This is a genomic window from Bhargavaea sp. GQ12 (assembly GCF_059758705.1).
Genome location: NZ_JCAXEU010000007.1, coordinates 83,429 through 96,623 on the forward strand (window position 1 = coordinate 83,429; position 13,195 = coordinate 96,623).

The following is a 13,195-nucleotide window of genomic DNA, read 5'->3' on the forward strand; positions in this document are numbered from 1 at the left end:
TGTCACTCCTCCCACATGGTTTCCTGGAATGCTTTTCTGCCCGATCCCGCAAAGTAGCGATTGTAATGGGCAGGGTTCTTCATGTAATAGTCCTGGTGCTCCTCCTCTGCCGGATAAAATTCTTTGGCGGGAAGGATCTGTACGGCGATCGGCCCGTCGAATTTACCGGCTGCTTCAAGTCCTTCTTTGGACTGCTCGGCCGCCGAGCGCTGGTCCTCGTCAAGATAGAAGATTGCTGTCCGATAAGAGTCTCCGCGGTCGAAAAACTGGCCGCCGGGATCGGTCGGATCGATCTGCCGCCAGAAAATATCAAGCAGCTCTTCATACGAAATGACTTCAGGGTTGAAGGTGATTTCAACGGCTTCATAATGGCCGGTCGTTTCTGAACATACCTGCCTGTAAGTCGGGTTTGGGACATGGCCGCCCGTATAACCTGAAATGACTGATTCCACCCCTTCATACTTGTGGAACGGTTTCACCATGCACCAGAAGCAGCCCCCTGCAAAAATCGCTTTTTCGGTTGCCATACGATGCCTCCTATTTTCGCGGGATGAGAATTTCAAGTTCGATATCATCCTGCGGAAGATTGATTTCTTTTGCCCTCACCTGGATGCCGCCCGAAACCGGCAGCCTGGACAAATCGATAAACAGTTCTTCTTCTTTCGGCCGGACAACCATCCAGGCGGGCAGTCCTACTGTATCACCCAGAAGTTTCAGGATGGTGGATGGCGGAATCGTCAAGTTGCCGACTTCCACCGATTTCTGTTTAAGCGTCAGGTTGCCGTCGTCAAGCACCTCCGGTTCAAAGTGCATCGTGACCGGCAGCTGGACGGCAAAAACCGTCAGTTCGGACACGAGGAGCACATCATCCTCAAATTCAAGCTTGACCGGAATCCGGTCATTGTTGATGGCCTGCCTGATATACGTATTCGCGATTCCCTCCAGATCCTCGCGGGAGGCGGTCACCGTGAGCCTGTCTGCCCCGTCAGCAGCCGGAGCGGCCAGCGGAAGAGGGGTTCCCTCGACCGGCCGGCTGATCCAGAACACAAATGCCAGGGCGCCTGTCACGATCAGCGCCGCCAAAAGAAAGAAAGCGAGTTTCCATTTATTCACCGGCATCCACCTCTCAAAATTCCAATTCCCCTCCGGACAGCCGGTTCAAACCGCACCGTGAGAGTGCGTCCATGATCCTGTCCGTCATCCTGCTGTACCCCTTGCCGTTCGGGTGGAAAAAGTCCGTATGATAAACAAGATCACGGTTGGTGATGAACAGGTCGTCCACAGGAACATAGCAAGCCCTTCCATCTGCCACCGCGGCATCTTCAAGGACCGCATTCCAGTCGGACAGAATTCCGTCAAATTCACTTTCCTCGTCAGTCACGACCGTCAGCGGGTTGTAAAGACCGAGAACGATGAGGACCGCGTCCGGATTTGCCCGCCGCACCTGGAAAAGCGAAGTTGAGAGACGGTCCATGAACGGCTCCAGTTTCCCTTCAAACGCTTTCGCGTCCAGGCTGAACAAATCCTCCTTGACGACCTTCATAAGATCGTTTCCACCGATCGTCAAAGTGAGAATGTCCGCTTCGGCAATGGTTTCACGAACCCTGGGATCTGACAGCTGCTCTGCAAGCTGATCACTCCGTCTGCCTCGTTTTGCCAGATTATGGACCACGACACCCTTTACACCTTTCCATTCCTCCATCTTAACCGCGAGACGGCCGACGTATCCTTCCCGTTTCCGGTCGTCACCGACACCTTGAGTAAGCGAATCCCCAAGGCCGACCAGCACGACCGTTCTCGGAGCGAAAGTCGGAGGCACTTCGTATTGCCCAAAGCCGCGATCCTCCATTGTGCCGAAGCTTACGGGGTCACTGCCCGGTAAGCAACCGGTCAGGAAAAGGGCCGCCGCAAGAATCCAAATCCTTTTTTTCATCTCTATTTACCCCTTTTCGAACCAAAAAGCGGGGAACCCCAGGCTCCCCGCCATCCATGCTCAATCCCAGTAGTACATGAATCCAATTGCCCCGGGACCGGTATGGGTGCTGATGACGGGAGATGTGAACATCAGCTTCACGTCCTGGAATCCGTCTTCTTCGATCATCTGCTTAAGCGGTGCAGCCATCGCCATGCCATTGGCGTGGGAGATACCGACCGCACGCAGCTTCCGGCCGACCGTCTGCTCCTTGAAGTCCTTAAAAAGCTGACGGACAACCTGCTTATGGCTTCTCGCCTTGCTGACGGGCGTGTAGACACCTTCTTTCAGTGCTGCGATCGGCTTGATATTCATAAGGGAACCGATCATCGCCTTCCCCTTGCCGATCCTGCCTCCCTTGACCAAGTTCTCAAGTGTATCCACTACCACATACAATGCGGTGTTTTTCCTGACGGTGTCGACACGCTCAAGAATTTCATTGAAGTCTTTCCCGTCCTTCACCATCCTTGCGGCTTCGAGCACCTGGAACGAAAGTGCAAAGGAAATGAATTCCGAATCCACAACGGTAACATCGGCATCCGCCAGTTCCGCTGCGGCCCTGGCGGATTCTACGGTTCCGCTCATTCCGCCGGTCATATGGATGGAGAGAATCTTTCCTCCATCTTTTCCAAGGGACTCGTACAGTTCCTTGAAAACACCGACAGGCGGCTGTGAACTTTTGGGCAGTTCTTCGTTTTGTTTCATCATGTCCAGGAACTCTTCCGGGGACAGGTCGACCCGATCGACATATGTCTGTCCTCCGATCTGGATGGAAAGCGGCACGACATGGATGCCGAGCTCGCTGACGGTCTCCTTGCTGATATCTGCTGTTGAGTCTGTTACGATATGAATGGTTGTCATATTGTCGCCCTTTCAGATTTTGCTGATTCGCTTGCTGTTATTGGTGGTAAAAGAAGAATAGAATTCGGCGGACAGCTAAGTCAAGGAAAGAGAGGTGGAGGCGTTGGCCTTCGATTATAAAAACAAAAAGGAAGAATTATGGAATGCGATTACACACGGACTCGGTTTTATCCTGAGCATCCCCGCACTGGTCTTCCTTATCCTGAAGGGCAGCAAGTACGGCTCCGGACTCCATATCACTGCGTATACCATTTTCGGCGTCTCGATGCTTGTGCTGTACCTCATGTCTACATTGCTTCATAGTATGCCTGTCAAATATAAGCGATTCTTTTCAATCCTCGACCATTCATCGATCTACATTCTGATTGCAGGAACATACACACCGCTGGTCCTGACGTCATTGGGTGGCAAGCTCGGCTGGACCCTGTTTGGTATCGTCTGGGGACTTGCTATCCTCGGAATCCTGTTCAAGGTATTCTTCATCCACCGTTATGAAGCGGTATCACTTGTTTTCTATATCGCGATGGGCTGGCTGATCGTATTCGCGCTCCGCCCGCTGCATGCCGTGATCGGGACAGAAGGAATTGTACTGCTTGTCATCGGAGGGCTGTTTTATACCTTCGGTGCCATCTTCTATGCATGGCGCCGCATCCCGTACAATCACGCCATCTGGCACCTGTTCGTGATTGGAGGAAGTGCCGCGATGTACTTTTCCATATTGCTCTATGCCTGAGCGGCAGCCGGATATCCGGCTGTTTTTTTAATGCGGCTTACGCCGTTCTGATGCTGCGGACCGGATTCAAAGTGTCTGCTTCCTTTCATAGATCCGGTAATCGTAAGGAACCCCGTCGTCGGACTGGTGTTCTTCGGACTGGGAAACCAGGACCCAGCCGTCCTTGTATTCAGGGAAATACGTATCCCCTGCGAAGGACTGCTTCACGAGCGTGACATAGAGCCTGTCGACCTTGTCCATCAGCTCATTAAAAAGACCTGCGCCGCCAATGACCATCACTTCCGGGGCATATTCCTCCGCCCGGCTGATGGCGTCTTCGACTGTGTTTACCACAACAGTTCCTTCGGCTTCATATTCAGGATTGCGGGTGACGACGACATTAAGGCGGCCCGGGAGCGGACGGCCGATCGATTCGAACGTTTTGCGTCCCATCACCATCGCTTTGCCCATCGTCTGTTTCTTGAAATAAGCCAGATCACCCGGCAGATGCCAGGGCAACTGGTTGTCTTTCCCGATCACGAGATCCGGATCGTGTGCCACAATATAGGAAATCATCATTTGTCCTCCTTTGGATCAGACCGCAATCGGTGCTTTGATTTTCGGATGCGGGTCATATCCTTCAACTCGGATATCCGCAGTCTCCAGCTCGAAGATCGATTTTCCGTCGGCTTCAATTACAAGTTCCGGCAGCTTTCTCGGCTGACGGGATAGCTGCTCGCTCACCTGGTCAAAATGATTGGAGTAAATATGCGCATCGCCGAGTGTATGCACAAACTCACCCGGTTCGAGACCTGTCTCGCGGGCAACCAGATGAGTCAGGAGCGCGTAAGAAGCAATATTGAACGGCACACCGAGGAAAACATCCGCACTCCGCTGGTAAAGCTGGCAAGACAGCTTGCCCTCCGCTACGTAGAACTGGAACAGCGTGTGACAAGGCGGCAGAGCCATATCCTCAACTTCTGCCGGATTCCACGCACTCACGATATGGCGGCGGGAATCGGGGTTGTTTTGGATTGAACTGATGACATTCTTTAGCTGGTCGATCGTCCCTCCGCGGCCATCCGGCCAGGAACGCCACTGCCTGCCATATACCGGTCCCAGATCTCCGTAGTTTTCCGCGAATTCGTCATCCGACAGGATCTTTTCGCGGAACTTGTCCATTTCCAGGCCGAGGACTTCCTTGAATACAGGATCCTTTGCTGCCCGCCTGCCGAAGTCTGTCATGTCGGGACCGCTGTATTCACTGCTATTCACGTATTTTTCGAATGCCCACTCATCCCAGATCGGATTGCGCTCCGCGATAAGTGTCCGGACATTCGTGTCTCCTTTGATGAACCAGAGCAGTTCCGAGACGATCAGGCGGAATGCCGTTTTTTTCGTCGTCATGAGCGGGAACCCTTCACTCAGGTCAAACCGCATCTGGTGCCCGAAAATACTGCGTGTTCCGGTTCCTGTGCGGTCCCCCTTGTCCGTCCCGTTATCCAAGATTGTTCTGCAAAGCTTCAGGTATTGTTCCATCCCGTACGCCTCCTTATGATTTCTTTGATTCGCCGGGTCATCTATGCATTCTTGTTCTACCCAATTCTAACACGCCCGCCACGCTCATTCTATTTTAGAAACACCAAGACCGGCATGGATGTCGAAGTCCATGCCGGTCTTTTAGGAAAGCCATTTTGGGGGTGTGTTCTTGGACCAGAAAATATCACCGAGCTCGATATGGCGGCTGTAGCCGTCTTCTGAGGTGTGGTAATGGAAGTTGAAGTAATAGCCGTCAAGGGGCCGCTTGTCCGTGCGCACATGGAATCGGATCAGGTCTTTTCCGCTTTCTGTGTCAAAAATGTGAAAGATTTTTTCTGAGTATCCGCCAGCGGGCTGTTCGCTTATCGAAAGTGAACGGCCTCCATCATCTCCGATCGAAACAAGCGTTATCTCGATCGCTTCTTCGATTTTCGGGAGGATGACCTGATCGAACTCATCCGAGATGGCCGGGCCGATTTTCGAACCGAACTTCTCATAGGCCCGGTCTCGTGCTGTTGCCTTAGCCAGTTCGGAAAATGGCGCATCTTCCACTTCTGTAAACGTTGTTGGCAGTTCAGCAGCAACAGCTGTTCCGGTGCTGCCCGCAATCTCCTTCTGGCCCCGTTCGTCCAGGAACTGATCCCAGATTTCATGGCTCGGTGTGATAAAACCGAGCGTGACAAGCGCTACGGCAGCCATCAGAGATTTCTGGATCCAATTTTTCATGATCTTTCCCCCCGTTTGATCAATCAATCGGCGAAACCGCCGTCTGTATGTATAGTGGTTTTCTTCTCGCTGGTTTCATTGTACAATAGACGGGGACTCAATATAAATAGTTCCCAAGCTCCAAAGGAGGTACTATGATGGACGCAAGCATCTGGATCGGAATCGGCTTCCTCGGGCTTCTTGCCTATCTGAGCTACTTTAACTTCACGCACTGATCAGCATTCAATCCCCTTCCCGGGGGAAACCGAGAAACTCCCTGAGCGATAGGCTCAGGGAGTTTCTTCATGCTTCTCATCGGTATCCGCTTGTTTTCCGATAAGCCGATGATAGGCATTTTCTTCTTCTGACAGCGCGGCAGAAAGGATCTTTTGGGTTGCGGACAGATATGCCGCTGCAGCCTCAGCATTTCCCGACTCTGCTTCCTCAATTCCTTTAGGAATCCGTTCAAGGAGCAATTCCATCTTTGCCCTCGTCCGCTCCCGGGCATCATGAATCTAATTCAGGCGTGCAATTTCTTGTTCGAGGCGGTCAGTCATACCTGTGATCTCCTTCAGGAGACAGCCGGCTGTATTTGCACGGCAACTCTCCAAGCTTGTAATACTTTGATTATACAAGAACGCGTAGATTTGTTTACACTTTTTTGATTTATCTTTAGGACTGACGTTAAAACTGCCGCACGGACTATCCGTGTGGCAGTTTTAATAATAATCAAATCTCGATAAAGCCGTAATGAAATTTTGTGTTGGGCCGTTCGATGCGGGTGAACCCATACCGGTCGAATAATTCCGACCTGAAGTGGGCTTTCAGCACAACACGCCTCCGGGCGACCCGGACAGCTTCCCGGAAGAGCCGGTCATCCGGCAGATCGTGGACGCCCGCTGAACGGAGCGGTGCAAAAGCGGCCGCTTCCTCGATCGTCTCCTCAAACATCGGATCAAGATAAACGATGTCGTAGCTCTTGGCATTACAATTTCGCAGAAAATCGGACGCCTGGGTATTCTGCACATCGATCCGCCGCATGGCATCCAGCACCTCTTCCGGCGAGTCGCTGTAGGTTGCCAATCCGTGACCCACGATATAGGTGACCATCGGGTCGGCCTCGCAGGCTGTCACCTGTCCCGAAGGGCCTGTGACAAATGAAGCGACGGTACTGTCAGAGGCAAGACCCATGGTACAGTCAAGAAACGAGTCGCCCGGCATCAAGCCGCTCACATCGACCATGGCGTCATTGCCGCCATTCTGCAGCCGTTTGATGCGGATGGCAGCAAGGCCCGGATGGAAGAACAGCGGCTTTACATCAGGGTCGGTATGGTACTCGTACCGTTCCTTCCCGGCCACGACGACCGTACGGCCGAATTCCGCAATCAGCTTACGGACGGACCGTTTCTTCCGCGGCACAAAATCTGCGCCTAGCTCCCCGGCCACGTGCTGAGCCAGCCGGACACTTTCTTCGTCCGGATGCTGGCCGGTGGTCACAATGGGCAAGTTCACTTCACCATCTGGCGGAGAACGCCGGAAAGGTGTGCCTGAACTTGCTCCAGGTCATGGTCCTCAATTTGTTCACGCGGAATGAAATATTTGAGTTCGGAGCCTTCCAGCACAGCGATCGAAGGAGAACTTGGCGGCACTTCCTCAAAGTAGCCCCGCATCCTTTCGGTTGCCTCACGGTCCTGTCCGGCGAATACTGTAACGAGGTTTTCCGGTTTCTGATCAATTTCCTCAAGTGCTGCTGCCACTGCCGGACGCGCAAGCCCCGCCGCGCATCCGCAGACGGAGTTGATCACAACAAGTGACGTGCCTTTTGCGGACGACATGAAAGTATCGACATCCTCCGCAGTCGTCAGTTCACGGAAACCGTTTTCCGTCAGTTCTCGGCGCATTGGCTCCGCCACCTGCTTCATGTATGCCTCATATGCTTCCATTGTTCATTCCCCTTTCGATTTTGTTCTCATCTCGGTCATCTGTTTCCACATCGACCCTTTCGCTTCCTCCCCGCCTGCGATTCTGGCCGCGGCCATTTTCGCCTGGAGCTTGACCTCGAATTCCGGATCGCCTTCCATCTCATTCAGGGCAGGCAGCGCTTTTTCCGTGCCGGTTTCGTACAGATACATCGCTCCCCGCCAGCGTACAATCTTGCTTTTGTCCTTGAGCGTGCGGATGGCGAGGTCTTCGAATTCCGTAAAGCCGAGGTCGCTCATTGCATCTGCAGCCGTTCTGCGGACCGGTGCGCTCTTGTCCTCCATCGCCTTTTCGATATAGGGGACGACGGCAGGATCTTCGATCATGCCGAGATAAACGACGGCCAGACGGCGGATCGACATCTTTTCGTCTTTCAGTGCCTCCATCAGAAGCGGCACATCGGACATGTCCGGGTCAGGCAGCTGGTCCAGAAGCCGGAAGCGTTCTTCCCAGCTTGCGGCCGCCTGGTATTCCTCCAGTGTCACCCTGCGGCGGCCGAGGACCGGTGCCTCTTTCGTCTCGCTGCCGGCTTCCATGATGGCGTCCAGCCGCTCCTGTGGGTAGGCCGCTTCAATCTCCTTAACGACCTCTTCGCCGATTTCCTTTTTGTCTCCATACCGGATGCCGTAATCCGCCCATTTGCGCTGAAGGATGTAGTTCTCGTCATCACCTTCCATGAGCGCATTCATGGCGTCGACAAACCGCTGTCCGAGTCCGAATCGTTCTTCGCCGCGGTCATCGAACACTTTCACCTGGAGAGGGACGCCCTTATATTGCTGGACATGAATGTACACCTCACCAAAGTGCTCATCCGCTTCTGCGGCTTCCGTGCCGGCTTCCTGTTCCTCGCCGAACACTTCCCGGACTCCTGCAAGGATCGGCTCCCAGTCATATTTGCCGTTGCGCTCGATGGCCAGGAAGTCCATGACGTGATAAATCCCCTTCACGCCTTCGATTCCGAAAATCTGCCGGATAAAGTCCGGGGCTTCGTCCAGACTGTCCGGTTTATAGTTATATGCCTTTCCGAACGGCAGTTCCCTGTCGATGACGACTTTCATCGAGTTCGGACTCGGCGTCGGTTCTATAGTTACAATTTTCATGTTCCCATGCCTCCTGTGTCAATCATGCTTCGGCAATTTCTTCAAGATAACTCCACCGCTCAATGAGGGCCTCATATTGCTGATTCAATTCATCCAGCCGCGCGGAAATCTCACTTACTTTCCCGTAGTCGGCTCCGGCATCGGCAAGCGCTTGTTCAGCTTCCATGATTTCCTGTTCGGTTGCCTCGATCTTGGCGCCGATCTCTTCCCATTCTTTCTTCTCACCGACTGTCATCTTCTTTTTCTTCGGCTTATCCGGCTGTTGTGAAGGCTTTACTGCACCGGCAGGCGGAACGGCAGATTCTTTATCTTTCGATGCCGCTTTTTCAAGGTAGTCGGTGTAGAGTCCGAGCTCCTGCGTGACCTCCCCGGATCCATCCAGAATCCACAGCTTGCGCGAAGTGCGGTCAAGGAAAAAGCGGTCGTGGGAAATCGTGACGACAACTCCCGGGAATGAATCGATGAACGTTTCAAGCACCGACAGTGTCTCCAGATCCAGATCGTTTGTCGGCTCGTCCAGAAGCAGGACATTCGGCTGCTCGATGAGCAAGCGGAGCAAATATAGCCGCTTCCGTTCGCCGCCTGACAGCTTGCCGATCAGCGTCCCGTGGACATTCGACGGGAAAAGGAACTGTTCAAGCATTTGGACAGCAGAATACCTTGTGCCGTCCTGCCTGCGGATGTCATTTGAGGCTTCCGTGACATAAGAAATGATCCGCTGGTTCGGATCCATCTCGGGCAAATGCTGAGTGAAATGAGCGATTCTCACGGTTTCGCCCCGGATGATCTCTCCACTGTCCGGCTCGATGGATGCGGCAAGCAGATTCATGAGTGTGGACTTACCCGCTCCGTTCGGGCCGATGACCGCCACGCGGTCTCCGCCCTGGAGAAGGAACGAAAAGTCTTTGATGACCTTTCTGCCGCCGTATCCCTTAGTCACACGCTCCCCTTCGAGCACTTTCTTTCCGAGGCGGGAAGCAGCGAGCGACAGGTCGAGCGGATCAGGACCGTCATCTTTTTTCACTTTCTCGGACAGTTCCTCAAAACGCCCGATCCGTGCTTTCTGCTTGGTCGATCGGGCTTTGGCACCTCTCCGGATCCATTTCAGTTCGTTCCGATAGCGGTTCTTGTTTTTCTCGAATGTGGCTGCATCCTGCTCGATCCGTAGTGCCTTCGCCTCCAGGAAGTCCGAGTAGGTTCCTCTATGGCTGTAAAGCGTCCGGTCGGCCAGCTCATACACCTTGGATGCGACCGAATCCAGGAAGTAGCGGTCATGCGTGATGAAAAGAATGGCACCGCCAATCTGCTTCAGGTAATCCTGCAGCCACTCAATCGATGTAACATCCAGGTGGTTGGTCGGTTCGTCAAGAAGCAGAAGATCCGCAGGCTCGAGCAACACCCTGGCAAGGGCCACCCGCTTCCGCTGGCCGCCTGAAAGACTGCCCGCTTTCGCCTCATAATCGGTGATTCCGAGTTTTGAAAGGATGGTTTTTGCTCTGGCGTTCAGGTCCCATCCCCCGTCTGAATCCATCCGGTTTTGCAGGGCCGTGAAGCGGTCCTGTGCCGCAGCATTGTCCGGATTGTTCCCGAGCGCGCGCAGCACTTCCTCATATTCCCGGTTCAGCCGGATCAGCGGGGAATCCCCGCCAAAAACAATCTGAAGCACATTAAGTTCAGGGTCCGGACGCGGATCCTGCGGCAGATGAGCGATCCGGTAGTCGTTCGGATGATCGAACGATGCTGAGTCCGCATCGAGTGATCCGGCGATGATCGACAAAAGCGTCGACTTGCCGGTTCCGTTGATGCCGATGAGACCGATCCGGTCGCCTTCATTAATGGTAAAGCTAATATCGTTGAACAGTGTCTTGTCGCCGACGGTCTTCGTCAGGCCCGACACGATGAGATGTCCCATGTTACCCACTTCCTATCCGGTATATAGACAGTTCCATCATACTAAAAATAGAGGGCCTTAACCAATCCTGCTGTTTTCGTCCCTTTTTACAGGGAAAATTTTCAGAAACTTAACCTTTCCCGGGAGCGATATTGATACAATGGTAGCAAGTGACGATTCATCTCAAGGGGGGAACGACTTGAAATTCCGGCTGTCTAAAGAAGAGAAAAGCTGGGCGTTCTACGACTGGGCCAACTCCGCCTATTCCATTATCATTACAACCGCTGTTTTTCCGCTGTTCTATAAAGCCGCGGCTACCAATGCGGGAGTCAGCGCCACCGACTCGACGGCCTACCTCGGCTATACGATCTCGATCTTCACATTCATTCTGGCGCTGCTCGCTCCCATACTCGGCACAATAGCGGACTATCGGGGCATGAAGAAAAAGTTCTTTACCGCCTTCTTCATCCTTGGGACCGGGGCCACTGCCGCTCTTGCTTTTATTCCCGCTGATAACTGGCTCATGCTGCTAGTCGTCTATACATTTGCCGCGCTCGGGTCGACCGGGGCGAATGTGTTCTACGACTCTTTCCTTACAGATGTATCAACCTCTGGGCGCATGAACCGCGTATCGGCATTTGGCTATGGGATCGGGTATATCGGGAGCACGATCCCGTTCATCATCTCGATTGCCATCATCCTGCTGTCGCAGTCCGGAGTCATCCCGCTCTCCGTGACGAATGCGAGCCGAGCCGCGTTTCTGATCACCGCAGCATGGTGGATCCTTTTCTCGGTGCCGATGTTCAGGCATGTGCACCAGATCCACTTTATCGAACCGGATCCGAAACCGGTCGCCCAGGCTTTCAAGCGTCTCGCCAATACCTTCCGTGAAATCAGGAAATACCGAGGACTGTTTTTGTTCCTGCTTGCCTACTTCTTCTATATCGACGGCGTCGGCACGATCATTTCCATGTCGACCGCCTACGGCTCAGACCTCGGCATTGACGCCAACAGCCTGCTGATCATCCTTTTTGTGACTCAGGTCATCGCCGCTCCGTTTGCCATCCTATATGGCCGGCTTGCCGACCAGTTCGGCACGAAGCAGATTCTGTACGTCGGCATAGCCGTCTACACATTCGTCTGCATCTATGCCTATTCGATGGATTCCGTCGCCGACTTCTGGGTGCTGGCGATGTTAGTCGGTACTTCCCAGGGCGGCATCCAGGCACTTAGCCGCTCGTACTTCGGGCGGCTGGTACCGAAAGAAAACTCCAACGAATTCTTCGGCTTCTACAACATCTTCGGGAAATTCGCATCGATCATGGGACCGCTTCTCGTAGGTGTAACGGCACAGATGACCGGCAACACAAACGCCGGTGTCTTCAGCCTCATCGTGCTGTTCATCATCGGCGGCATCATCCTATACTTCGTTCCGGACCCTTCCAGATATGAGCCGGTACCGGAGAATTAAAAGATTAAAGCGGACGCTCCGGAGCATTAGTTTCGGTGCGTCCGCTTTTTGGTTCAGTGCGTAGAGGTTTTTGCGCCGGCAACTCGAGATCTCGCGCCGACAGCCTGACAATTCGCGGGAACATCTCGGGTTTATGGCGATACTTAAAGGGGGTCGCCGTTTCATGAACTAATATTTTCATTCAATCGAAACGATGTTAATATTTAAGTGTTAGAAAATTCTAACGTTACTTCTTGGAAACATGGGAAAGTATCCTTCCAAGCGAAAGGGGAATAGCCTTTGAATCAAACATTACTGATCATTGATGCCCAACAAGAGCTGATTGAAGGAAATCAGGAAGAAAGCGCTGTTTATAACAAAGAACAGCTGATCGAAAATATCAATTTAGTCATCGAAAAAGCAAAGCAATCAGAAGTTCCCATTGTCTTTGTAAGGGACTTGGACGTCGCAGAAGGACAAGGAAAAGGATTTCAGGTTCACGAAGAAATCAATGTCCCGGCGGATTCAAGATTGTTCGATAAAACGGCAACCAATTCTTTTCATGGAACAGGGTTATTGGATCACCTGCAATCACAGAATGTTGAACATGTCGTCATCATGGGGTGTCAGACCCAGCATTGTATTGACAGTGCAGTCCGAACAGCAACGATTAGCGGTCTGGATATCACATTGGTAGGTGATGGGCACTCCACAACAGACAGCGAAGCGTTAACTGCAGAACAGATCATCCGGCACCATAATGAAACGCTTGACGGCCACTACAATGTTGAACACTTCTCCGTTGTCAGAAATGCAGAAGAGGACCTGTTTCAGCCAACTCACGATTCATATAGGTGAATGATTAAAAGTGCCTTCATCCGGAAAATGCGGATGAAGGCTTTTGATCGCTTATATGGATGTGAGTTGCCCACTTGGGTTAAGGGACCTTAAAAACAGCCGGTAGCAGGTTGTATACGTCAAGGGA

General features: G+C 52.8%; 15 protein-coding genes. 3 read left to right on the top strand and 12 right to left on the bottom strand.

What is annotated here, in order from left to right:
* Positions 1–2: 2 nt before the first annotated feature.
* Genes msrA through AC6CHQ_RS08600 form a run of 4 tightly spaced genes read right to left on the bottom strand, consistent with a single transcriptional unit; the run spans position 3 to position 2,833 of the window.
* Complete coding sequence (gene msrA / locus AC6CHQ_RS08585; protein WP_498081339.1) at positions 3–527, bottom strand: peptide-methionine (S)-S-oxide reductase MsrA; 525 nt, start codon at positions 525–527, stop codon at positions 3–5.
* Positions 528–537: 10 nt separating this feature from the next.
* The gene (locus tag AC6CHQ_RS08590; protein WP_092052092.1) at positions 538–1,113 is read right to left on the bottom strand and encodes a YpmS family protein; all 576 of its coding nucleotides are present in this window, start codon (positions 1,111–1,113) and stop codon (positions 538–540) included.
* Between the two features lie 13 nt (positions 1,114–1,126).
* A complete protein-coding gene (locus AC6CHQ_RS08595; protein ID WP_245744294.1) occupies positions 1,127–1,933 on the bottom strand; it encodes an SGNH/GDSL hydrolase family protein in 807 nt (268 codons plus the stop codon).
* A gap of 60 nt (positions 1,934–1,993) precedes the next feature.
* Positions 1,994–2,833: a DegV family protein gene (locus tag AC6CHQ_RS08600; protein ID WP_498081340.1), complete on the bottom strand. Its 840-nt coding sequence runs from the start codon at positions 2,831–2,833 to the stop codon at positions 1,994–1,996.
* A gap of 103 nt (positions 2,834–2,936) precedes the next feature.
* On the opposite strand from AC6CHQ_RS08600, the gene trhA reads away from it, so the two are divergent.
* Positions 2,937–3,566, top strand: a complete 630-nt coding sequence (gene trhA / locus AC6CHQ_RS08605) for a PAQR family membrane homeostasis protein TrhA (protein WP_498081341.1) — start codon at positions 2,937–2,939, stop codon at positions 3,564–3,566.
* 66 nt (positions 3,567–3,632) lie between these two features.
* On the opposite strand, the gene AC6CHQ_RS08610 is transcribed toward trhA, so the two are convergent.
* From AC6CHQ_RS08610 to AC6CHQ_RS08645, 8 genes are all read right to left on the bottom strand, one after another.
* Positions 3,633–4,121 (bottom strand): dihydrofolate reductase, encoded by a 489-nt coding sequence (locus tag AC6CHQ_RS08610; RefSeq protein WP_251240235.1) that lies wholly within the window; start codon positions 4,119–4,121, stop codon positions 3,633–3,635.
* Between the two features lie 18 nt (positions 4,122–4,139).
* The gene (locus AC6CHQ_RS08615; RefSeq protein WP_251240236.1) at positions 4,140–5,084 is read right to left on the bottom strand and encodes a thymidylate synthase; all 945 of its coding nucleotides are present in this window, start codon (positions 5,082–5,084) and stop codon (positions 4,140–4,142) included.
* A gap of 141 nt (positions 5,085–5,225) precedes the next feature.
* A complete protein-coding gene (locus AC6CHQ_RS08620) occupies positions 5,226–5,810 on the bottom strand; it encodes a YpjP family protein (RefSeq protein WP_498081342.1) in 585 nt (194 codons plus the stop codon).
* Between the two features lie 269 nt (positions 5,811–6,079).
* Complete coding sequence (locus AC6CHQ_RS08625) at positions 6,080–6,271, bottom strand: hypothetical protein (protein WP_498081343.1); 192 nt, start codon at positions 6,269–6,271, stop codon at positions 6,080–6,082.
* 247 nt (positions 6,272–6,518) lie between these two features.
* The gene (locus AC6CHQ_RS08630) at positions 6,519–7,286 is read right to left on the bottom strand and encodes a class I SAM-dependent methyltransferase (protein WP_498081360.1); all 768 of its coding nucleotides are present in this window, start codon (positions 7,284–7,286) and stop codon (positions 6,519–6,521) included.
* An 11-nt stretch (positions 7,287–7,297) separates the two neighbouring features.
* Complete coding sequence (locus tag AC6CHQ_RS08635) at positions 7,298–7,732, bottom strand: BrxA/BrxB family bacilliredoxin (protein WP_498081344.1); 435 nt, start codon at positions 7,730–7,732, stop codon at positions 7,298–7,300.
* A gap of 3 nt (positions 7,733–7,735) precedes the next feature.
* Entirely contained in the window at positions 7,736–8,869 is a 1,134-nt protein-coding gene (locus tag AC6CHQ_RS08640) for a conserved virulence factor C family protein (protein WP_498081345.1), read from the bottom strand.
* A gap of 22 nt (positions 8,870–8,891) precedes the next feature.
* Entirely contained in the window at positions 8,892–10,781 is a 1,890-nt protein-coding gene (locus AC6CHQ_RS08645; RefSeq protein ID WP_498081346.1) for an ABC-F family ATP-binding cassette domain-containing protein, read from the bottom strand.
* Positions 10,782–10,920: 139 nt separating this feature from the next.
* Between AC6CHQ_RS08645 and AC6CHQ_RS08650 the strand changes: the two genes are divergently transcribed.
* The gene (locus tag AC6CHQ_RS08650; protein ID WP_498081347.1) at positions 10,921–12,231 is read left to right on the top strand and encodes an MFS transporter; all 1,311 of its coding nucleotides are present in this window, start codon (positions 10,921–10,923) and stop codon (positions 12,229–12,231) included.
* A 279-nt stretch (positions 12,232–12,510) separates the two neighbouring features.
* Positions 12,511–13,068 carry a cysteine hydrolase family protein gene (locus AC6CHQ_RS08655; protein ID WP_498081348.1) on the top strand — a complete coding sequence of 186 codons (558 nt, stop codon included), beginning with the start codon at positions 12,511–12,513 and terminating at the stop codon, positions 13,066–13,068.
* Positions 13,069–13,195 lie beyond the last annotated feature (127 nt).